We start from the raw sequence: 21,065 nt of genomic DNA on the forward strand, positions 1-21,065 counted from the left end.
AAACATGGTTTTCTAATTACGAAAATAATTACCTCCATGTGTTATTAAGATAATTGGTTTAAATTTGGCCTTGTGTCCGTATGAACTGGATCTATCTCTGTAAGCGTCCTTTTTTTATTCGCCTTATTAACTTCATTGGAGTCATAGAAATAGTAATTTCTAACTTTGGTCATCGTAGAGTGATTTTAAATAGACATGCTATGGTAGAGGTCACTGCTCAAAATATTAATACGACAGAAAATCCAAGTAGTGAATTGGCTAATTTTTTTCTAGAGAATGTAGTCACCCTTGAAACAGAAGCTTTGAAAGAGCAGAGAGAAAGGGTAATTCAAGATACATATAAAAAATCGTTAAAAAAGCGTATTAAGAAACGCTTTGCAAGTTTAAGACTTGGTGACCCTATGGTTTCTGAGTTTTTTACTGCAGTGAAAACCTCTGAAGAAATCGTTGCTACTAATGCGGTTTCCGGCATAAATACAGTACAGCTCAACGATTAGAACGGGCTTTTCTCTGAGCGTCCCTTGTTTGGCGCATCTTATTAATTTTATTGGAGTAATAAAAATTGGCAATTCCTAATTTTGGTCACAGCGGAATGATTTCAAATAGTCAAGCAATGAGAGAGGTCGCTACTGAGAGTCTTAATATGGCCAAAAATCCAAGTAGTGTATTGGCGGACTACTTTTCAAAAAATGAAAAGGTACTTGAAAAAGATGCTTTGAAAGAGCTGAAAAGGCTGGAAGCGCAGGTAGGTCAGGATACATATAAACAAGCTTATGATGCGCACTTGGCTGGTAAGCCCATTAGCCCTGCGCTAGTCGCTGCAGCAGAAGCTGCAGGTATGGCCGCTGCTAAAGGTCACCCTAGTTATGCTGAGTTGTTATTGGCAGTAAAAAGCACACATGTACTGTCCTTTCAAGGTGCCGAGTGGAGTGGTTTTATTGATACCCTGTCTGCTGGTTTTAATGAAGGTGTGCAAAGTTTAAATAAAGCGCTATCTGCAGCGACAGCCGGGTTGCAAAATGACCCTACCGACCCATCCAAACTTGCCAAAGTACAATCTGCGCTGAGCGAATATACCATTTACCGTAATTCGCAATCCAATATGAGTAAGGCCTTTAAAGATATTGCCTCCTCTGCCGCGCAAAACTTACGCTAGTGTTCGGTTGTGGTGTATGCCTGCTATTTATCTAGCATGGTATCTCTCTGATTATTAATTAAGGAAAAATCATGGCAATGCCTAATTTTGGCCATTCAGGCTTGGTCTCCAATGTTGAAGCAGGTGTTAATGCCGGCAATGGCGCCAAATGGGCTGGGTTTGTTGATCAGCTATCAGGTGAGTTTAATTCTGGTGTAAAGGATTTAAATGCAGCGCTCAGCTCGGCGCTCAAGGAGCTTACAGCTAATCCGACCGACCCATCTTTGCTGGCGAAAGTGCAATCGTCTTTGAGTGAATATACGATTTATCGTAATGCACAATCCAATGCTTCTAAGGCTTTTAAGGATATCGCTGCGGGTACTGTGCAAAACTTCCGTTAATACAATGTTTTTAATGTATGACGGATGTCGTTGAACGACAGGAAAATTTGCGTACTCCCCTGTTTCTCTGCTGGGGAGTGTGAGTTATATGACCTGTGGAGGGGAGATCGATGACAAGGTTGGCCCATCCATTTTATAAGTAAAAAATACAATGAATATAGTACCCATTTCGCCTGTATCGATGTCGCTTGATAGTAGTATGCCTATTGCTGAGCCCAGTATGGGTTTGGCTGAGCGTGCCAGCCAAGCCTTTGCTCGTATGAGTGTGAATGCTGATATGCGTCGTGGCGCAGTGACTGATGGCATCAATAGTGCTGCTGTGACCGATCCCGCGCAACTTTATGAAATGCAAAAGGCGATTGCTGATTACACTCTCGATATGTCACTTGCCAGTGTGCTGGCTCGTAAGGTGGTGGGTGCTCTTGAAACGCTGATAAAGGCACAGTAATGTTTAATTGTTTACGTGCCTGCTTGCTGGCGTGTTGTGTATTGTTGGCGGGCTGTGAGCAAGAGCTATTAAAATCTCTGGATCAGCGCCAGGCCAATGAGGTGTTGGCTGTCTTGCAGCAGGCCAATATAGCAGCAAATAAAAAAGATGCTGGCAAGCTTGGATATGCCATTTGGGTCGATGAAAAAGATTTTAGTGCTGCAGTTGATCTGCTTAAAACGCGAGATTTGCCATCAAGGGCACGTATTGAAATCAGTCAGTTATTCCCCGCCGAATCACTTGTTTCTTCCCCTCGGGCTGAAAAAGCGCGTCTGTATTCAGCCATTGAGCAGCGTCTTGAGCAATCTTTGCTTACGATGCCCGAGATTGTTTCTGCGCGCCTGCATTTGAGTTATGACGTGGAAGGGGCGGATACACGTAAGCAAGCTGGTGGAGTGCATTTATCAGCCTTGGTGATTTACCAAAATGATGTGAATGAATCCTTATTGATTAATGAAATTAAGCGATTTCTGAAAAACAGTTTTCAAACTGTAAATTACGATGATATTTCTGTGGTACTTGCTAAAAAGCCGCTTGCTCAACATTCCTCACCTTTGGTGAAAACAGCGCTTTCACCTTGGTTATTGGGGGGGCTTTGCGTACTTTTTCTCGGTCTAATTAGTGTAGTTCTGACACTGTGCTGGATTAAATTCGGACGGCGCTTATATCAGTCGAAGCGGGAAGCGCAGTGATGAAGCAGTTATTAAGTGTGCTTTATGCGCCTGTTGATTATATTCATCCACAGCGTTTTAAATCTCTAGGTAGCCCACAAGGGCCAGTTCAGCAGCAGCTATTAAATTCGCATATATTAGCCCATTTTGGGCTCTGTAGTGATTTGCCCACTGCGGCCACCAGTGTATTAATGCGTACATTGGTCAGTAATTGGAGGTATTTAAGAGTAGCCGCTACTTTGCTTGGTTGTAAGCTTGGGCGGGCTGATTTCGTGCGCAGTGGACAATTGGCCTCGCTTAGCTTGATGCAGCAGCGTTACTTGGGATTGCCGATCATTACTCCTCAAATCGCACTTCCTGATCAAGGCTGCTCGCAAACCCGTGCGCAAGCACTTGGGGCAAGTTATTTGCTGTTGTTTGTACCCCAATTACCCCTGCCGCTTGCGCAGAGGCTGCCGCTGCTATTTGCACCAGAGCAGCTCAATATTGCGATGCCGTCCGGCCTTGAGCCTAACTACACTTTACTGAATTTTGCCATCGATTATGCCAAGACAAATTACCCTTAACCCACATAGTCACATTCAACAGGATGTGCTTATACGACGTCGCCAGTTAGTCGATAGTGAACGCAGCCATGCTACCGTAAGCGAGGCTCGGTCACGTGCTAAAAGCATATTGCGTGAGGCTAGTGAACAAGCGGAGGCAATTTATCAGGTGGCCTATACCGATGGATTTAGTATGGGCTTGGCACAGAGTCTGGATGAGGTTTATGGGTACTTGCAGGGTAGTGCTCAGTTACAAGCACACATTGAAAGCAGCATTAAAGATGATGTGCGTAAGGCTTTGAGTGATGCTTTGGATGTGCCTTCTTTGCTTTTGCAACTTTTGGAAGATTGGCTCAGCAAAGCGCCTAGGGTAACCGCGCTCCGTATTGTTTTACCGCAGCGTGGCAAAGCTCAAGCTCTTCAAATGGCTCGGCGGGTAAGGGAAGTACTGGGTTTTGAGCCTTGTATTCAAGTCGATACAGGTGAGCGTTTCATGCTTGAATATGGTGAGCATGTACAGGAGTTTTTACCTTCAAATGTGCTGAATGAGATGGATAATAAACTTAAGCAAACCTTAAAGGCTTTGAATTTAACAGGGCTTTGTGAAGAGCTTCGGGTGAAATCGACTCAAGCTTGGCTATGCCAGTTAGAGGAGCATAAAGCAACTTCGCAGTTAGCGGTAGGTGATGTTCATGTCAGCATTTAAAGTTATGCCTATAAACTTGCAGCCTCCGTCTAGGCAAGCGATGCCAAGCGGTATTCAAGACCTTGCTACCCGTGCGGCCGCTCGTTTGGCAAATGTGGAGCTGCCCCCTTCTCGTATTCATGCTGGCGCAGCAGGCAAAATAAGCAATGTGCTTAGCACAACTACACCAGAGGGGCCAAAGCAGATCTTATATGAGAAGCTTTATGCAGAATTAGAGAACAAATTTGCTGCTGCAACTAAGCTCGGGCGACCGCTAACCTTTAACGAGATAATTAGCTTCGCAAAGTCAATGCAGGGGCCTGATGGGCAACTTGCCTTCCCACGGACGGTGGATTTACAGAGCGCATTTACCTTTTGTAAGGGGCGTGCTAAGGCTGGTGATGGGCAGAAAGCCCCTATGACACAGCTGGAAGGTTTGTTGCTAGGGGTGTGTACCCAATTAACAGCGACAGCTTACTTTTTTGACCGTTTCTCTGATATGACTTTTTTTCCGGATGAAGATAATGGTGGTATTAAGCTGGAATCTGATTGGTAAGTGCTTTTTCAGGAGAATTTATATTGTTCTTTATCAGTAAAGTTATCTTTTTTGTTTTGATGTTTTGGGGTAGTTCGCTAGTACATGCGGGGATTTATGCTTATGTGGATGAGAATGGGCAATTGAATCTTAACGCTGAGGCGGTAGATTCAAGGTTTAAACGCTTCAATCCTCACAAGACTTACCGCTCAAGTATTATGGAATCAAAACCCTCTGTTAAAGTAATTAAGCTTTCTGAACAGAAACGTCAGCTATTTCCCATTATTGATGCAATTGCACAAGAAGAGGGGGTGGATCCGCGTTTATTGCATGCGGTTATTCGGGTTGAATCGCAGTATGATCCAGGGGCTCGCTCACCTAAAGGGGCGCTCGGCTTAATGCAGTTAATTCCTGCCACTGCCAGTCGTTTTGGCGCGAGTGATGCATTCGACCCGAGGGAGAATGTGCGTGCAGGAGCGCGCTACCTTAAATGGCTAAATAATGCCTTTCTAGCTGATTTATCATTAGTCTTGGCTGCTTATAATGCCGGTGAAGGAGCTGTTCGTAAATACGGTAACGTGATTCCTCCTTATCCGGAGACCCAGGCTTATGTACGCAAAGTGCGATCCTTTTTGTAGCATCATTTGGTTTTTTTATTGATGTGATGTTGTCATAATTGATTCATAAAATTGAATCGATTATTTTATTTCATTGAGGTGTTGCTGTGATTGATCTATTAAATGTTCAATGGAATAGGGGGGGCAAAGAATTATTGTGCCTGCGTAATGATGTAAATTCAATTAAGTCCACTTTGAATGAAAATAAAAAAAATGGCTTTGCCTGCTTTAAGATCGCGGGAAAAGTAGTAAACATTCGCACCGATAAAGATGGTAAATACATTGTTAAGAGAGACTATAGTACTGAGGGGTTTTCTAAGCGGTTTTTTTCTGTACTAGGGTCAAGCCCTTTTTCAAAACAGCTCAGTCAAAGGCTAAATTCAGATTACTCTCAAAAAAGTGAGCCTGTTAATTTTGGCGGAACGCCTAATGTGGTGTCTAAAATTTTTAATAATGCGCTTTTTGGGGATGAAGAAGACCGTAGATCTACATCAAGTGATCTGTCAGCAAATGCAGATCCAATTTCATTGGATGGTTTCGCTGGCCAGTTGAATGGCCGGCTATATAAAACAGGCAATCTTGAAGATAAAAAAACAGTGATTTTCATCCATGGAGGAACTCAAAATATATCAGCTGATAAGCAATCTAGCAGCCTAGCAGAGACCTATAACAATAATGGATATGACGTTCTGGCTGTTAATATGAGAGGTTATGGAAAAAGTGACGGTTTGCCATCAGAGAAAGGAATGTATAGCGATGCTCAAGTAATGTTTGACTATGTGCATCAAACATTAGGTATTCCAGTGGGTGACATATTAATCCACGGCTATTCCTTAGGTGGGCCGGTTGCGGCAAATCTATATAAGCACTTGGAATCGTCAGGTTTAAAAACAGCTGGATTAATACTGGATAGGCCAATGCCAAGTTGAGATCTGCAATTGTTGCACATGAGGTGCTTAATCCATTAGGTGTGGTCGGATTAATTTCATCATCAATTAATGGTAAGTTTGATGTGCAAGAGAATCTGAAGGGTATTGACTCGTCTGCAAATATCATGCTGATTACAGATGATGAAGGGCTTGGGGCTGAAGGTGAAAAAATGAGAGTAGCTCTGGCTAAAAGTGGCATAAATACACTTGGATCACCCGTCCACGGCGATCATTACAATTCCAGAGTGGCGATGGAAACGATTTTTAGTGAAAACAATAAAGTATTTTTCAGGTAATAAATTTTTCTATTAATTAAAATCACGTAAATGTACTTTGTCTTTTTTTATTTCTAATTTATTACTTGGAAAGGGTAATCCCCCCACAAACCCCATTTGTTTTTGAGTAAAATTTCCTCGTAGCCTTTGAGGGGCTTCTACATGGAAGCTGCAGGTTATTTTGAATCATTTGGGTGCTGTCCAAATAAGAAATTAGTAAAGTAAAAATTTTCCGCAGCATTGCTTCGTTTCTCCATGCTACTCTCGCGTCTTGTCGGGGGGGGGGGGGCTAATTCACATAAGAAATCAATTCCGTCTTATTTAAACATTAAATTATAGGAATAGTATCATGACATTACGTATTAATTCGCTTGCCCCTGATTTTTGTGCAGAAAGCACGCAAGGTGAAATTCAGTTTCATAATTGGATTGGCGAAGGCTGGGCGGTGCTTTTTTCTCACCCCAAAGATTTTACGCCAGTTTGCACCACCGAGCTGGCCGCCGCCGCACAAATGCTACCTCATTTTGCTGCGCGCCAATGCAAATTAATTGGAGTGAGTGTTGATTCGCTGGCCGATCACCTGCTATGGAAAAAAGACATTGAAGACATTCAAAATTGCGTGGTCGATTTTCCCTTAATTGCGGATGAAAATTTAGCTGTTGCCAAGCTGTATCAAATGTTGCCAGAGTGTGAGGATGGTTTGGCGGGGGCGCGTAAGGCTGCGGATAATGCCACCGTGCGTACGGTTTATATTGTCGGGCCGGATAAAAAAATCAAGATGATGATGACTTATCCGATGACAACGGGGCGCAATTTCAACGAAATTCTGCGCGCACTTGATTCAATTCAGCTGACCAGCCGTCACCAAGTTGCAACGCCAGTCAATTGGGTGTTGGGTGATCATGTGATTATTGTGCCTTCGGTAGGAGACGATGAGGCTCGGCAATTATTTGCTAATGAATGGATCGCCGTTAAGCCTTATTTGCGCTTGGTTCCGCAACCCAAATAAGTTACACAGGGGGTAATCCCCCTGACAAGTTCAGCTCATTTTTAAGTAGAATTTTTTCGCAGTGTTTGAGGAGTTCTACATGAAAGCCGTGGGCAATTGATAACGCCAGATTATGGCGATTTTAAAGCAAGCCGAAGCCGGTTCAACCGTCCCCGATCTGTGCCGCGAGCACGGTATGAGCTTGGCTTCTTCCTATAAATGGCGTGCTAAATTTGGCAGCATGGACGTTTCCATGATGACGCGCATGAAAGAGCTGGAGGGCGAAAATAAGCGTCTTAAAAAATGTATATCGAAGCCCAAATGCAGGCAGACATCATTAAGGAAGCGGCATTGAGCCATCGCAGTGGCTCAAAGAAACGCTGGAAAAACTGCCGATCTGGCCGAATTGCCGGATTGATGAATTGCTGCTGCGCGGCTAATTCAAATCAGAGCGCCCGACTAGGTGGTCTCGCCGGACACATACAATTTGCAAGAGCGGATTAATGGCTTGGGTATTTGAAGAGCTGGGGTGTTTTATTTTGCTGAACTATTTAAAAAAGGCGATTTTTGATAGTTATAAAATTGCATAGGCTATAAAATTTTATTTTTGGAAATCGACATGAAAATCAGTTTCCCCTCAAGAGTACTTGCAATTTATCCGAGAATGCCCGCAGATCAGATTCAGCCATTAAAACTGATGAGCCATAATCGATAATTTATCAAGCATCTAAATGATGGCAAGCATGACGGGGACGCTTCACTTCATTCCTAGGGATAAAATAAGCCATGAGTGGTTGTTAATTAATGCCCCAGTGAAAAAATGGCTTGTCAACGGACACGACAAAGTACACATCAGGAGCCCCTAATTTATGTCATATTTACAGCCATTTCACCAAGTCGTTGGTGAATTACTCAGCCATTTGGGCTTTGACATCGGTGCTATACACCCAGAGCAAGAAGTCATCAGCCTGACGGTGGAACAGCAATTTACTGTCCACCTGGCATGGGTAGACCAAGCCAGTTGGTGCCTGCTGGCCGAACTGGGTAGTAGCCATCCCGAACGGGACGGCCTGCTTTATGCGCAAGCATTGCGCTACAATCAAATGGCGGCGCAGCGTTGGCAACCGGTATGGGCGCTCGATCCCGAAGACCACTTGAGCTGTTGGTTACGCCTTCCCTTAGAGGGTAATGAGCTGCCGACGCTGATCGAGGCTTTTGACGTCCTGATTCAGCATGCCGAGCAATGGTTGGCTGTCGCCGACGTCGCCCCCGGCCATTTCTCCAAACCGATTTAATTTATCCACTAGGGCTTTGCCATGGAGGGATGATGCCTTATTGGGCATACCCCTCATTGCTTGGCAGGCCCTCATTTTTAAGGAGCATGTAGCATGCTATCATCCGCTAATAGGTACGAAACAGGCGTCAGCATTTTTAAATGTACAAGTGCTGAGCTGGCTCGACTTAAAACTGAGAGTGGATTTGGCACCAATGCCAAGGTCGGCCTCGATAAAATGGGGAAAGTTGTACTCTACAAAGGGCGATCTTTTATATTACACCCAAGCGAAACTAAACGTTATAAAAAAAATTACGGGTCTCAGATTGTTGCTTATAATAATTTTGACCCCAAAGCCTCTAAAAAGTATTTTTTAGAAATATGTACGAGCAAATTTGCGCAAGCCTTGAAACTTGAGGAGCAAAAAAATATGCCGGTAAAGAATGAAACCGAGCTTGCGCCCACTAGATCGATAGACGCTAATGAAACTGTGCTGCCACAGCAAGCCACAAGCGTACAAGGGGCTGCAGAGCCTATCTCTCAAAACATAGGCAAAGATAAACTTGCTGCGGAGTTGCAGCTAGGCACTGATGCGTTGGGTGAAAATTTACCTGTAAAACCTAATGACTCCAGCACAACCAGCATCGTTCAAACAAAGGCGACGTCAATCTCGAAACCAGGCCAGCTAAAGATTGGTGCTTCTATCTCTGTTTTTGAAAAGAAAATAGGTGAGGTGAAAACCCAAAACCAGCAAGCGGAAGAAAATAAAGAGAAGAAACAAGCTCAGGTGCAACACGATAGCGACACTAAGAAGCCGGATGCTGAAAATTTACCTGTAAAACCTAATGACTCCAGCACAACCAGCATCTTTCAAACAAAGGCGACGTCAATCTCGAAGCCAAGCACACCAGGCAAGTTAAAGATGGATAATTTTTCTAATCTTGAAACGCTATTTGGTGGGGTGAAAACCCCACACCAGCAAGTGGTAGAAAATAAAGAGAAGAAACAAGCTCAGGTGCAGGTGCAACAAGCTCAGGTGCAACACGACAGCGACACTAAGAAGCCGGATGCGAGTAAGGAAACAATTAAGGTGCAAGTTAGTGCACCTGGCGCAATACCACCACCACCACCACCACCACTACCACTACCACCACTACTAACAGTAAGTGGTCCGGCGAAGAGTTGGGGCATCGTAAATGCAAATAAACCAGATCAGGCAGAGCGCCATGTAAAGTTAGCGAAACCCCAAAACGTCAGTCAAAATAATCTGCAGGAAGAATTGGCAGCTAGGCTTGCGAAGCGGCGTAAAGCTGAATAGAAGTTAAGATTTAATCTGGCAGTCCTCCTTTTCGATTAGTGCCGGACTGTCAGATTATTGTAAAGCTCACTTAAAAGTAGAGGCTAGGCATGTAATGCCAGTCTCTGTTTTGAGGTGATGCCACCCAATCCCATATGTGGGCGTTCGTTATTGTAACTCCAAAGCCATTGCGTTGCGGTTTCTTGTACTTCAGCAATACTTTCAAAATCATCACAAGCCAGCCATTCATATCGAACAGTGCGATTATAGCGTTCAATATACGCATTCTGCTGCGGGTTGCCGGGCTGAATATAGGCCAATTCAATCGATTGTTGTTCTGCCCAATTTTTTAATATGTGACTAATGTATTCAGGGCCATTGTCAGACCTGATTCGTTTGGGTTTACCGCGCCATTCAATAATTTGATTCAGGCTGCGTATGACGCGCTCTGCTGGCAAAGAGAAATCGACTTCAATGCCCAATCCTTCCCGATTAAAATCATCAATCACATTGAATAAGCGAATGCTGCGGCCATCAGCCAATTGATCATGCATAAAATCCATCGACCAAGTTTCATTTTTTACCTCTGGCACTGCTAATGGCTCTGGCGTTTCGCGTTCTAAGCGCTTTTTAGGCTTAATCCGCAGGTTTAACTCTAAATCGCAGTAAATCCTGTAGACCCGCTTATGATTCCAGTGTTTTTTCTTGACGTTGCGCAGATGCAAAAAGCAGAGGCCAAAGCCCCAGTTACGATGTGTTTCCGTGAGCTGGACCAATGAATCAGCGATTTGAGCGTTTTCGGCATCCAGCTTACGAATATAGCGATAGCAAGTTGTGCTAATCGCAAAACTAGCGCAAGCCGCACGAATAGACAAGGCTTTGGTTTCAACGGCCCAGATGAGCCATCTCGCGACGCTGAGATGTTTCTAATGATTTCTGACATGGCCTCCTTGATAATATCTGCTTGCATCTGAGCTTCGATATACATCTTTTTAAGGCGCTTGTTTTCATCCTCCAGCTCTTTCATCGTAAACCCCCAGTCATCCCATTAACGCTAGGCTTATTTTTCTGCTAGCGCCAGCAAGGGAAGGAGCTCGTCGATGCGGCTGTTGGGCCAGGTGGGGAGTTTTTCTAAGGTGTCGGTCAGCCACGCTTGCGGGTCGAGCCCGTTGAGTTTGGCCGTGCCCAAGAGCGTTTGAATCGCCGCTGCCCGCTGACTGTACAGGATCGCTTTGGCGATCGCGCCGTTCGGGGCCACTTTTGGCAAGGTTTCAGTGAGCCACGCTTTCAATTCGGTCAATTTAGGTTTGGCTACTTGTTGGCGTAGCGCATGCCGTTCTGCAACCGTCTCCTCTTTGGCTTGCGCTTCAATGGCGTACAATTCCGCAATCCGCCGCATCGCCTCCAACGCCACCGGGCTTTGATTGGCTTTGTGCAGATCAACGAATTTGCGCCGCGCGTGCGCCCAGCACGCGAGCTCAGTGACGCCCGCTTTGAACAGCGCCTTGTAGCCGCCATAATCGTCGACCATCAATTGTCCTTGCCAATCTTGCAGGAAATCGCGCGCGTGCTGACCCGCGCGGCTGATTTGGTAATCGAACACGATCATCGGCGCGCAGTTGCTCAATGGCGTGCTGCGATACGCCCATAAATAGGCGGTTTTGGTTTTGCCGTTCCCCGGATCAAGCTGTTTGATAGGGGTTTCGTCGGCGTGCAGCGTAGGTTCCTGCCGCAATCGCTCAACCAGCCGATCCGCCAGCATTTGCAGCCACCAACCCGTCGTTCCTACCCAATTGCCCAGTGTCGATTCGGCTAAATTCACTCCGCTGCGCTCGGCAATCTGCCGAATCCGATACAGCGGCAGATGATCGACGTATTTACTCACCATCACCCACGCCACAGTGGCGTTGCTGGGCAAGCCGCCGTCGATGATGCTCGGCGCAACGGGCGCGGCAGTCATGGTTTGGCAACGACGGCAGGCGTATTGCGGGCGAATATGGCGAATGACGCTAAATACCGCTGGTTGCACGTGCAATTGCTCGCTCACATCTTCGCTGACTTTGAGCAAATCGTTGCCGCATGCGCCACAAGTGCATGACTCCGGTTCGTGAACAACGAGGGTGCGTGGCAAGTGGGCGGGTAAGGCTTGGCGACCGGCACGCATGCGCGGTTGGCGCACCGGCGTGCTGTCGCCATCGGGGCGCGCTGCGGCGAGTTGTGCTTCGAGCGCCGCAGCACTGACTTCGAACTCTTCATCAAATAAGCTACGCTGCTCGGCGCTCATCGCCTCGGTCTTGGCACCGAACTGCATGCGCCGCAAATAGGCCAGTTCAAATTCCAGCTTCTCAATCAGTAAGGATTTGGCTTGAATCAGCGCCGCCTGCGCGACGGTTTTGACAGCCAAATCGGTGTGCGCTTGAACCCATTCTGCCTGCGCCAAAATCGCCGCGCGGACAGCGGGCGATAAGTTGGAGTGGGCGAGTTCGGCAGCGAGATTCATGCCGTTATTTTGCCTGTTTATGTCCCTGTAAACCATATCAATCAAGGCTTTCAAGGCAACACATCGCCCCCTATTTGACCCAGCGTCAATACAAACGTACGCCCAAAGCGGGGGGTGATAAACGTTGCCAATCCACCCCCATCGTCAGCCATTGCCACTGCGCTGCATCGAGTACAAATGCCGCCTCATTAGCTTGCGGCCACACAAAACGCCCTTGATGCAAACGTCGCTGCAGCAGCCACACCCCTGTGGCATCCCACAGCAACACTTTGAGTCGATTACTACGCTGATTGCGAAACGCATACGCCGCGCCATCACAAGGGGATCGTTGCAAGGCGGCGTGCACTTTTGCCGACAAGCCCTCAATGCCCAAGCGCATATCGACCGGCTCGACGATCAAATGCAGCGAATTCAAAGCGGGCATCATGGCAAACCCCGCAATAGCGTAGCCAGCCAATCGGCCGAAGTTGTTATCGGCAAAGTCAAACGCGCACCACCGGGCAGCAGTAAACACATCGAGGCGGAATGGGCGTTTAAGGGTAATTCGGTAGCGACCAGCGTGAATGCCGGCGATGGCGCGCCAGCCACAGTTGTGGCCATGCGAGTAGGATTTGCTGTGGCGCATTGTACTAACGGGGCCTGTGTTGCCGATGACACAGGCGCAGAGGTGGGCGCAATGAAGTCGCTCGGCTCACAGGCCGCGTGCGGCAAATCCCGCTTAACCCAAGCCGCCAAGGTGGGGCGTTTTAAATCGTGCCGCCGGCAAAATTCCGCCATCGATAAACCGCTAGCACGCCAATCCCGAACCCGTTCAAGCCAAAGTGCCCGACGCTGCTGATGAGTCATGATGCGGCCCCACATTGAAAAAATGCAGGATGCCAGATTTAAAGGACACAATGGAACGGGAGCGCTGGGGGCTTACCCCAGTGGGCTGGGAAGTGCACGCAGAAGAAACAGGGGAGCTCGCTGCCTAGTTATTACAACGCAGCGTGCTCAGCCAGCGCTGCAGCATGAATCCGCTGGTGTTGCATTCAGATAATGGTGCGCCGATGAAAAGTTATACCCTGAAAGCCAAGATGGAGATGCTGGGGAGCGCCTCCTCATTCAGCCGCCCCCGCGTCAGCAACGACAATCCGTATGCAGAATCATTGTTCCGCACGCTGAAATACTGGCCGTCCTGGCCGCACAAAGGCTTTGCCAGTCTGGAAGAAGCAAGGCAATGGGTGAGGCGCTTTGTGGATTGGTACAGCCATACGCACCGGCACAGCGGCATTCAATTCGTTACGCCATCGCAACGGCATCAGGGCCAAGACAAAGCGCTATTAGCAAAACGCCATGCCGTCTACCAAGCGGCCCGCCAAGCGCGGCCGGAACGATGGCGTAACACGACGCGAAACTGGGGCTGGCAAAACGAAGTGCAACTCAACCCGGACCGGGTCATGGAGCCTAAAACAAGCGAGGATTTAAAGGCCGCCTAAATCGTAAAAATATCTCAACTACTTTGACAATTACCGTTATCGTACTTCCTATTTTAATTTATGGTTAGCGAAACATAGCCGAGCTTCCACAAAGTTAGGTCGCAGAATGCTGTTTATCTCTGGCTCCCATAATGGATTAAGTGGCACATAAAAACCTTCAGATTTAGCCAAAACAATTATTTCTGCCAATTCTTCCTTGTTTCTGGCCAGTATCATGACTTCTGATATTCCATTCAATTTACGTGGTAAAAATAAAGTGACTGGATAATTAGAACTAGGATCGGCAGCTGGACTAGTTGCATCCATATTATGATGAACAACCTCTCTGCCCAGTAGGCAACCCATAGCCTTGTTAAGCTGCGGGATAAGTTCGCGTACCCGTTGATTGATATTTCCTAAATCTTTGTCTTCCTTTTCATAAAACAGGGCAGGAGAATCTTTTTGCGCCTGCAACTCAAGGGAAAGTGGCTTTTTATAGAGATTTGCTCTTTTAACAAAAACGCGATGACTGACATCACTAATTGGCGGAATATCCTTGGATCCATATTGTTCTAATGGTGTTGCAATTAGCATCAGGTCATAGTCAGCAGTTAACGGCATTTTGCTTATTGGATCGCAAAGTACCATTACTGGTTCATCACGGTGCGTAATAGCCAACATGCCATTATCCTTATTGGCGCATACGCTAAATTCATATTTTGTACCACTCGGGCCAGTGGCATAAAGAGTATCACCCTGCCTTTGCAACACACCTTCATTTATCAGATATGTCAGACGTTCAGCACTAATTTCCAAGTGGCCAGATACCGCATATCCATCCTTCAGACACTCTTGCACTTTTTGATTAGAAGATCCAATTTTATCACTCCCTTCCTGTTTACTTAATAATTGATCAACCGTGATAAAACCAGCCATAGGTCCCCACGTTGAACTTTTTCCTTTAATATGAAAATTCTTGGTAGGGTAATTTTCGTCGATCAACTGCGTTGAAATTGGTTCTACAGGCCTGAAAGCAATAATACAACCACTCTCAATAGCAACTTTTTGTAGAGCAATGCAATGACGAGGAACCAAACCAGAAAGGCTTATCACCTCCTCTTTATTGGTTAACAAACTACTCAGATTTGAAATTACGCAAGATTCGTTATTTTGGACCTGAGTAGGCTTACTTTGCGGCGGGATGACAACTTGTTGAGGACTAATTTTGTATAAAGGCATAAATAAAAAAACCAGAAAATGGAAATCGTTCAGGAAGGAGAAGGTCGACAATTTGAATTAATTTGACAATCCGGCCCGAATCAAAATGGGGACTGTCAGATCGTGTCTGAACTTCTAGACTTTAATTCAATGGCGTTAGTGAAGCTAGATCTCTGCTAGCGGGGAATCGCTAGAAAAGATATACGGCAATGGATGTTGATAGTGATTAACTTCCCTAAAATCATACGATTTCCCATCTATCTTGACCTGACCACGTGCGTACTCTCCCTGTTGGTGACCGCTAGTAAATTTATAAGTAACATCTTGATATTTACTTTTACTCCATTCTCCCGTAGGTGGTAGAAGCAGACCGGTCGATGAAAACTGAAATTTCTTCCCACCTAGCTCCAAGTCACAATTTTTGGCAAGCTCTCCTTGGCGTAAATGAGTTCTGTCCGTTGAAGTCCCAAAATAATACTGCGTTTCGTTGATCGTCTTCCAACCTGTTGCCTTTTCGCCCAATGCTAACCCCGTGCCATCCTCTCCAGTACCTAGGTAGCTCTCTCTTCCAAACGTATCGATCCGCATTCCAGTGGTTTCCTTGGTAAGAATTTTACCGTACTCATCGAATGTATAACTCTTCATTACACTTGGATCATCCTGACTAGGTAATTGATGCTGTCCAGTTAAGGCCTGCCCATTTTTATAGAAAAAAATTGTACTGGGAGAGCTTACCCACCCTTTAGGTGTAATGAGTAACTTCATGCCCTGGAATAGGGTCGGATCGACCGCCCCTTGACTGCCCTCGATTTTCTTTCTTTCACTCTGCGGTAAACTATTTTTGTCGAAATGAATAGCGATCTCAGAAAACGAAAAATCACCATGCCGGTATACACCATTGTTGAACTCAAAAGGTGATGAATGATCAATGGCCTCACCCACACTCAACAACGGTCGATTTAGCTCTCGGTTAGGTGTTCTTGATGTCGCCAATACATGAACTTCAAGTTCATCCATGGTTGGATTGCGCGGTAAGGGTTGGTTCCCCTGTGGCATTTTGTTGGCGGGGAGACGGTACTTCAGCTGAGCAGTGACACTTAGTATTTGTGGTACATAATGATTCCAATTATTGCCATCAGGAAGCACTTCAGTTGTTGATGATGTAACTTCCGCCTTGTACTGTTGCAAGTCAAATTGTAGCTGTTGATCTTTTATAAAACGATCATACTGACTTTTTAGTAACGTAATACTACCAACTCGAGAATTACTGAAGTCACTATAAAACACAGGCGCTTTACTGTTGTCTGGGTAAACCTCGCCTAGAACTAATACGTTCGCTCCTTGTCCTTGATTTACTTCACCAGCGAGTGTCCCAACAACATCATGCATCTGCGGATAATTTTTGCTTATCGGTAAACTAACGGTAACAGTCGGTATAACCCTATGCGCTGACGCGGTACCAATATTCAAGTATCGCACTGCGCCATAGGCTGTTGCTCGTGCTCCCGTGTTCCACTCGATAGAATTAGAGGCCGCCTGTGATGTTTGTGATGACTCGGTTTTTTCCATCATGTTGAAAGTTGTAGTAGATTCACCATACGACCCTCCGATTGAAATTTCTGCTTTTGGGTTTTTTCCTTCGAAGCCAAACGATAGCCCCCCGTGCACATTCCATTCCGTAGTTTGACTTATTCCGGTTTGTTTTGAGGTGCCTTTATAGAGGGTACTCCCAGTCTCCTTAGAGTTTCTTACGATATCAACAGCGCCAACAGAAAAATCTTCCAATTCCATCTGTAGAACTGGCATTGTGGCGACTAATGGATTCTGAGCAACACGATGAACTGTGGCATCAATGTCCCCTAAAACTTTTGCGCTATCACTGTAGGGATCTCGTGTGCTACTCCAGTGGTCTGGATCGGACTTGTACTTTATATAAAACCGCCCCGATGTATCTGTTTGATTTTTATGTATGGCATCCTCCCATTGCACTAAAATATTTCGTCTTATCCCACTCTGGTCACTTTGTATGGCTACGGTATAACCATTTTTCTCCCAGGCATCAGGAATACCATCCATATCGGTATCACTCCCCTGAAGACCCAGTTTGATGGGGAGAGGAGCTCCGTCCGCTCCTGGTAAAACCCTTGGCAGATTAGGCACCCAGCTAATCACCCAGTCGGCTGCCTTACTTATCTGAGTTAATGTGCTTTGTGGCTCCATCGAGATCTGGGGCGATTTACTCATTGCTGCTATGCTGGGCAATGCTAGGGGTGCGGAGAATGGAACAGCATTAGTAACGATTGTATTTGATGGTGACGATGTACTGCTCTTTACAGATGGCAATGCCTGTGGATAGTTGGGAAGGTATTGATTTGTCAAGCTAACAAGATTCAGTATTACTGTTCCTGTGGCTGCCATAGGGGGCACCAACGCAACTTGGTTCCTGCGTTGGAGTTCTTGCTGTCGCAGTGTGCACTTTTCCATCAGATCTGCGCCACGCTGCAGTACTATATCAATCGGGTCTTGAGTCGATGTGCCATCGAGCGTCAAATCTTGGCTGTTCGCCGTAATCCTAGACTGGCCCAGTTTTGCAGCATGCTTCTCCAGATAGTCAGCCAGCTTGCCGCGCAAGTTGCTGGCTTCATTCGCGCCTAATTCGGAAGGATGGACCTGCTGCTTAGCAGCAAGTAACGCCTGAAAGAATGCATCCGGTCCCGTAACATCGCACCATTCATTATGAATTTTCACCTGAAACGACACCGTCTCATCATCGGATGTGACATAGTTAATCTCAGTGAATTTGCCTGAGTCTGCATCCTTGATTGCGCTGCCATGTTGCCAATGGTTTGATCTGTCAGAGGAGAATGCTGTATTTTCCTGACCGTTTTCATGCAGACGGAAATGTAATCCCCTTAATTCCTGGAAAGGAGAATCTACTGCAGCGTATGCGTCCAGCGTGTCCACCTAGTCGATCGCGTCGATTTGGATTAGCCGTGCAGCGGCAGTAATTCATCAATTCGGCTATTGGGCCAGGTGGGCAGTTTTTCCAAGGTAGCCTGCAGCCATTGCGATGGCTCTATCCCGTTGAGCTTGGCTGTGGCCAACAAACTTTGGATCGCTGCAGCGCGTTTGCCTGCACGTTCGCTACCGGCAAATAACCAATTCTTCTTGCCAATCGCAATGGGGCGGATGGCGTTCTCGATGGGATTGTTGTCAATCGGCAGATCGCCCGTTCCGGCATAGTGAATCAAAGCAGGCCAACGGCGTAGCGTGTAGTCAATGGCTTTGGCCAAGCCGCCACCATGGGCCACATTCGGGCGCAGTTTCAGTAGCCAATCATGCAAAGATTGCAGTTCGGACTGACTGTTTAGGGCGCGGCTTTGTGCGCGTTGGTCTGCGGTTTGATCTTTGGCCTGTTCTTCGATGGCGTACAGGCGCGCAATACGTTGCAAGGCTTCTGCCGCCACCGGATGCCCGCCCGCAGCATGCAGCTCGAAGAATTTACGTCGAGCGTGTGCCCAGCAGCCGAGTTCTCGCACGCCATTGGCGAACAAAGCTTTGTAGCCACTGTAATCATCAACCATCAGCGTGCCGCGCCAATGCTGCAAATAATGGGCGGCGTGTTGCCCACTACGGCTGATTTGATAGTCAAACACCACTATCGGTGGGCTGCCGCTCAAATCATTGCTGCGATACGCCCATAAATAGGCACGTTTGGTTTTGCCTTTACCGGGATCCAGCTGCTGCACCGGGGTTTCGTCCGCATGCAGGCTGGTTTGCTGGCGCAGTTTCTCACTCAGGCGGTCTGCGAGTGGTTGCAATGCCACTCCAATCCGGCCGATCCATTCACTCAAGGTGCTACGCGCCAGAATGACTTGTTGGCGCGCAGCAATTTGTTCGAGGCGGTACAGCGGTAAGTGATCGAGGTATTTGCTCACCGCCACCCAGGCTAATAAGCCCGGCGTCGCCATTCCGCCATCAATCACGGCGGGAGGGACTGGCGCTGCGGTGATGGTTTCGCACTGGCGGCAGGCATATTGCGGGCGGATGTGGCGCACCACAAAGAAACGGGCTGGTTCGATGTCCAGCTGTTCGCTCACGTCTTCGCCGATCTTAACCAATTTGGCTTGGCATTGCCCGCAAGTGCATTGCTCGGGTTCGTGCCGAACCTCGACGCGCTCCAGATGTTCGGGCAGTGGCTGACGACCCGCACGTGGGCGTGGTTTTAGGCGGGAAACGGGGGCATCGTTGCTGGCTGGCGTTTCATCCAGCTCAGCGGTGATGGCGGCCAGATCCTGATCCGCATCATCTTCAAACAGCTGCTTTGCTCGACCGACAGGGCTTCGCTCTTGGTGCCAAAGCGGATGCGCTTTAAATGCGCCAGTTCTATGACCAGCTTCTGGTTTTTTAGCTCCAGAGATTGAATGTGCTGATCACGAGTTGCAAGTTGCGCCTGCAGCTGCGCCACCAAAGCCTGAGCCTCCGCCAGCGAGGGCGAATTTGTAGCCATAGTGGGATGATTGGGCGCGAGTGTCATACCCTTATTTTACTGGGCTCGAGCGATACCAGCTAGACCTGCCAATGACTTGGCGGCGTAGCGCACAAACGTTGCCAATCCACACCGCTGACGAGCCAATGCCATTGTTCTCTGGGCATTGTAAAAGTAGCCTCACCCAAAGTCGGCCAGTGGAAACGCCCAGAGTGTAAACGGCGCTGGCAGAGCCAGACGCCATTGCCATCCCAGATTAATAACTTCAGTCGCGAATGGGATCGATTGGTAAACCCATAGGCAGTGCCATCACAGGGTGAGCACCCCAGCGTTTGTTGCACCAGCAATGACAGACGTTCGATACTCCAGCGCATATCGACGGGCGTGACCAGCAAGAAGACCTGTTCGGGTTGAATCATCGCAACAAAGCCTGAATTAAAGCCAGACAGGCCTGCGCCTGATCGGCGGGCCATTCAACGCTTAAATCGCGTTGACCTTGGCGAAGGTGCAAACGAATTGGTGCAGATGCTGGCGTTGGCGTATCAGCGATTTGGATCGGTATGAAGGTCAATGCTGGTGAGGCTGGAGATACGTCACGAGAATTCGTTAACGACGAAGACTCTGGATCTGTACTGCGGCGCGCATCGGCCAACCATTTATGCACGATGTTATCGTTGAGGTCATATTGGCGCGCGATGGCTGCGACTGAAACACCGGGTTGGTGACAAGCCGCCAGCACAGCGGACTTAAACTCGGGGCTGTGCTTGCGACGAGACCTGCGGGGTGTTGATTGAAGTGGGAGTATAGCGTCCATGTGTCCACCTAAGTTTATCGTGGACACGATCATCCCAAGGAACGATAACGCTATTCAACGTGGGTCGGCTGGATGCTTACACTGCAGCCAGACAGAGCAGCTCTAGTTTTCTCGTGGTTAAAGGAGTGTTGTCAGTTTTCAGCTCTGCAGCGTCCCGCTTGACTTCTCGCGTCGCGGGCATCTCAACAGACGATTTTCGTGCAGAGTTCGATTTGGATGCTGAGGTAATGCGGGGATGAAAAGGCATTCTGGCGTTCCTTTATAAAAATATGATCATAATTAAAAGCAAACAGAAGTTATTTTGCTAAATATAAAATAAATGTATTTAGTAATTAACTTACAGGCGAAAAATTCTAGATTGTTTTATTGGTTATTGATTGCAAAAAGCAATCGTATGCAGAAAAAAATTGCCCATGCGCGAACGTTTGCTAATTTGGGGGGCAAATCGTGCATGACCATAACAGTAAAAATATTCTTAGAAAAAAGATGACGCGGGCAGCGGTTAAAAGTTTTTTTCGTAAGATTTCTGCCTCAATTGACGCCCCAATTAGCTCTCATCGGTATAGGCATACACTGGCCACTGTGTTGGTGAATAATGTTTCAAACATTCGGATTGCTCAAGAAATTTTGGGTCATTCAAGCATTGAGGTGACGGCGGGGTATGTTGAAGCTGATCACGCAACAATGGCTATGGCATTGAATAAAGCAAGCGCCATAATGGTTTGATGTCAGAAATATTACGGATTAAG

23 protein-coding genes and 4 pseudogenes are annotated in these 21,065 nt (G+C 47.1%); 18 read left to right on the forward strand and 9 right to left on the reverse strand.

What is annotated here, in order from left to right; all coding sequences use genetic code 11:
- Positions 1–80: 80 nt before the first annotated feature.
- The 16 genes and pseudogenes from DYD62_RS06205 (at position 81) to DYD62_RS06280 (ending at position 9,859) form a co-directional block, all read left to right on the forward strand.
- Entirely contained in the window at positions 81–497 is a 417-nt protein-coding gene (locus tag DYD62_RS06205; protein ID WP_115226551.1) for a hypothetical protein, read from the forward strand.
- Between the two features lie 65 nt (positions 498–562).
- Entirely contained in the window at positions 563–1,156 is a 594-nt protein-coding gene (gene sctF, locus DYD62_RS23975; RefSeq protein WP_233702877.1) for a type III secretion system needle filament subunit SctF, read from the forward strand.
- A 71-nt stretch (positions 1,157–1,227) separates the two neighbouring features.
- The gene (gene sctF / locus DYD62_RS06215; protein ID WP_233702878.1) at positions 1,228–1,536 is read left to right on the forward strand and encodes a type III secretion system needle filament subunit SctF; all 309 of its coding nucleotides are present in this window, start codon (positions 1,228–1,230) and stop codon (positions 1,534–1,536) included.
- Between the two features lie 151 nt (positions 1,537–1,687).
- Positions 1,688–1,984, forward strand: coding sequence for a type III secretion system inner rod subunit SctI (gene sctI / locus DYD62_RS06220; RefSeq protein ID WP_132038794.1), 297 nt, complete (start codon positions 1,688–1,690; stop codon positions 1,982–1,984).
- Entirely contained in the window at positions 1,984–2,715 is a 732-nt protein-coding gene (locus DYD62_RS06225; protein ID WP_115226553.1) for an EscJ/YscJ/HrcJ family type III secretion inner membrane ring protein, read from the forward strand. The genes sctI and DYD62_RS06225 overlap by 1 nt, the downstream gene beginning before the upstream one ends.
- On the forward strand, positions 2,715–3,260 hold the full coding sequence (locus DYD62_RS06230) for an OrgA/MxiK family T3SS sorting platform protein (RefSeq protein ID WP_115226554.1): 546 nt from the start codon (positions 2,715–2,717) through the stop codon (positions 3,258–3,260). The genes DYD62_RS06225 and DYD62_RS06230 overlap by 1 nt, the downstream gene beginning before the upstream one ends.
- Entirely contained in the window at positions 3,238–3,945 is a 708-nt protein-coding gene (locus DYD62_RS06235; RefSeq protein WP_115226555.1) for an HrpE/YscL family type III secretion apparatus protein, read from the forward strand. Before DYD62_RS06230 ends, DYD62_RS06235 begins: the two co-directional genes overlap by 23 nt.
- Positions 3,932–4,480, forward strand: a complete 549-nt coding sequence (locus tag DYD62_RS06240) for a hypothetical protein (RefSeq protein WP_132038792.1) — start codon at positions 3,932–3,934, stop codon at positions 4,478–4,480. The genes DYD62_RS06235 and DYD62_RS06240 overlap by 14 nt, the downstream gene beginning before the upstream one ends.
- A 23-nt stretch (positions 4,481–4,503) precedes the next feature.
- Complete coding sequence (locus tag DYD62_RS06245) at positions 4,504–5,097, forward strand: lytic transglycosylase domain-containing protein (RefSeq protein ID WP_218586912.1); 594 nt, start codon at positions 4,504–4,506, stop codon at positions 5,095–5,097.
- Positions 5,098–5,183: 86 nt separating this feature from the next.
- Positions 5,184–6,005 carry an alpha/beta hydrolase gene (locus tag DYD62_RS06250; RefSeq protein WP_115226557.1) on the forward strand — a complete coding sequence of 274 codons (822 nt, stop codon included), beginning with the start codon at positions 5,184–5,186 and terminating at the stop codon, positions 6,003–6,005.
- Positions 6,002–6,301 (forward strand): hypothetical protein, encoded by a 300-nt coding sequence (locus DYD62_RS06255; protein ID WP_115226558.1) that lies wholly within the window; start codon positions 6,002–6,004, stop codon positions 6,299–6,301. Before DYD62_RS06250 ends, DYD62_RS06255 begins: the two co-directional genes overlap by 4 nt.
- A gap of 328 nt (positions 6,302–6,629) precedes the next feature.
- Positions 6,630–7,289 carry a peroxiredoxin gene (locus DYD62_RS06260; RefSeq protein WP_115226559.1) on the forward strand — a complete coding sequence of 220 codons (660 nt, stop codon included), beginning with the start codon at positions 6,630–6,632 and terminating at the stop codon, positions 7,287–7,289.
- 112 nt (positions 7,290–7,401) lie between these two features.
- A pseudogene (locus tag DYD62_RS06265) lies at positions 7,402–7,616 on the forward strand (transposase); the annotation flags it as partial.
- A 32-nt stretch (positions 7,617–7,648) separates the two neighbouring features.
- Complete coding sequence (locus DYD62_RS24395) at positions 7,649–7,708, forward strand: hypothetical protein (protein ID WP_373280367.1); 60 nt, start codon at positions 7,649–7,651, stop codon at positions 7,706–7,708.
- A gap of 429 nt (positions 7,709–8,137) precedes the next feature.
- A complete protein-coding gene (locus tag DYD62_RS06275) occupies positions 8,138–8,563 on the forward strand; it encodes a CesT family type III secretion system chaperone (RefSeq protein WP_115226560.1) in 426 nt (141 codons plus the stop codon).
- A gap of 93 nt (positions 8,564–8,656) precedes the next feature.
- Positions 8,657–9,859 (forward strand): hypothetical protein, encoded by a 1,203-nt coding sequence (locus DYD62_RS06280; RefSeq protein ID WP_115226561.1) that lies wholly within the window; start codon positions 8,657–8,659, stop codon positions 9,857–9,859.
- Between the two features lie 83 nt (positions 9,860–9,942).
- Here DYD62_RS06280 and DYD62_RS06285 read toward each other — a convergent pair.
- The 4 genes and pseudogenes from DYD62_RS06285 to tnpA form a co-directional block, all read right to left on the reverse strand.
- Positions 9,943–10,865: pseudogene (locus DYD62_RS06285) on the reverse strand (IS3 family transposase); the annotation flags it as partial.
- A 33-nt stretch (positions 10,866–10,898) separates the two neighbouring features.
- The gene (gene tnpC / locus DYD62_RS06290) at positions 10,899–12,338 is read right to left on the reverse strand and encodes an IS66 family transposase (RefSeq protein ID WP_115226563.1); all 1,440 of its coding nucleotides are present in this window, start codon (positions 12,336–12,338) and stop codon (positions 10,899–10,901) included.
- 85 nt (positions 12,339–12,423) lie between these two features.
- Positions 12,424–12,765 (reverse strand): IS66 family insertion sequence element accessory protein TnpB, encoded by a 342-nt coding sequence (gene tnpB, locus DYD62_RS06295; RefSeq protein WP_207916849.1) that lies wholly within the window; start codon positions 12,763–12,765, stop codon positions 12,424–12,426.
- Positions 12,762–13,199, reverse strand: coding sequence for an IS66 family insertion sequence element accessory protein TnpA (gene tnpA / locus DYD62_RS24505; protein ID WP_115226511.1), 438 nt, complete (start codon positions 13,197–13,199; stop codon positions 12,762–12,764). The genes tnpB (DYD62_RS06295) and tnpA overlap by 4 nt, the downstream gene beginning before the upstream one ends.
- 65 nt (positions 13,200–13,264) lie before the next feature.
- Between tnpA and DYD62_RS06305 the strand changes: the two are divergent.
- Positions 13,265–13,816: pseudogene (locus DYD62_RS06305) on the forward strand (transposase); the annotation flags it as partial.
- A 48-nt stretch (positions 13,817–13,864) separates the two neighbouring features.
- Here DYD62_RS06305 and DYD62_RS06310 read toward each other — a convergent pair.
- The 5 genes and pseudogenes from DYD62_RS06310 to DYD62_RS24400 form a co-directional block, all read right to left on the reverse strand.
- Positions 13,865–15,034 (reverse strand): anthrax toxin-like adenylyl cyclase domain-containing protein, encoded by a 1,170-nt coding sequence (locus DYD62_RS06310; protein WP_115226564.1) that lies wholly within the window; start codon positions 15,032–15,034, stop codon positions 13,865–13,867.
- Positions 15,035–15,178: 144 nt separating this feature from the next.
- Complete coding sequence (locus DYD62_RS06315) at positions 15,179–17,977, reverse strand: binary toxin-like calcium binding domain-containing protein (protein WP_115226565.1); 2,799 nt, start codon at positions 17,975–17,977, stop codon at positions 15,179–15,181.
- A gap of 23 nt (positions 17,978–18,000) precedes the next feature.
- Positions 18,001–19,523 (reverse strand): annotated as a pseudogene (tnpC, locus tag DYD62_RS06320) (IS66 family transposase).
- A 59-nt stretch (positions 19,524–19,582) separates the two neighbouring features.
- On the reverse strand, positions 19,583–19,975 hold the full coding sequence (gene tnpB / locus DYD62_RS06325; RefSeq protein ID WP_207916847.1) for an IS66 family insertion sequence element accessory protein TnpB: 393 nt from the start codon (positions 19,973–19,975) through the stop codon (positions 19,583–19,585).
- Entirely contained in the window at positions 19,918–20,349 is a 432-nt protein-coding gene (locus DYD62_RS24400) for a transposase (RefSeq protein WP_115226548.1), read from the reverse strand. The genes tnpB (DYD62_RS06325) and DYD62_RS24400 overlap by 58 nt, the downstream gene beginning before the upstream one ends.
- 414 nt (positions 20,350–20,763) lie before the next feature.
- On the opposite strand from DYD62_RS24400, the gene DYD62_RS06335 reads away from it, so the two are divergent.
- Complete coding sequence (locus DYD62_RS06335; protein ID WP_147288264.1) at positions 20,764–21,042, forward strand: tyrosine-type recombinase/integrase; 279 nt, start codon at positions 20,764–20,766, stop codon at positions 21,040–21,042.
- Positions 21,043–21,065: the final 23 nt, after the last annotated feature.

This window comes from Iodobacter fluviatilis (assembly GCF_900451195.1).
Classification (GTDB): domain Bacteria; phylum Pseudomonadota; class Gammaproteobacteria; order Burkholderiales; family Chitinibacteraceae; genus Iodobacter; species Iodobacter fluviatilis.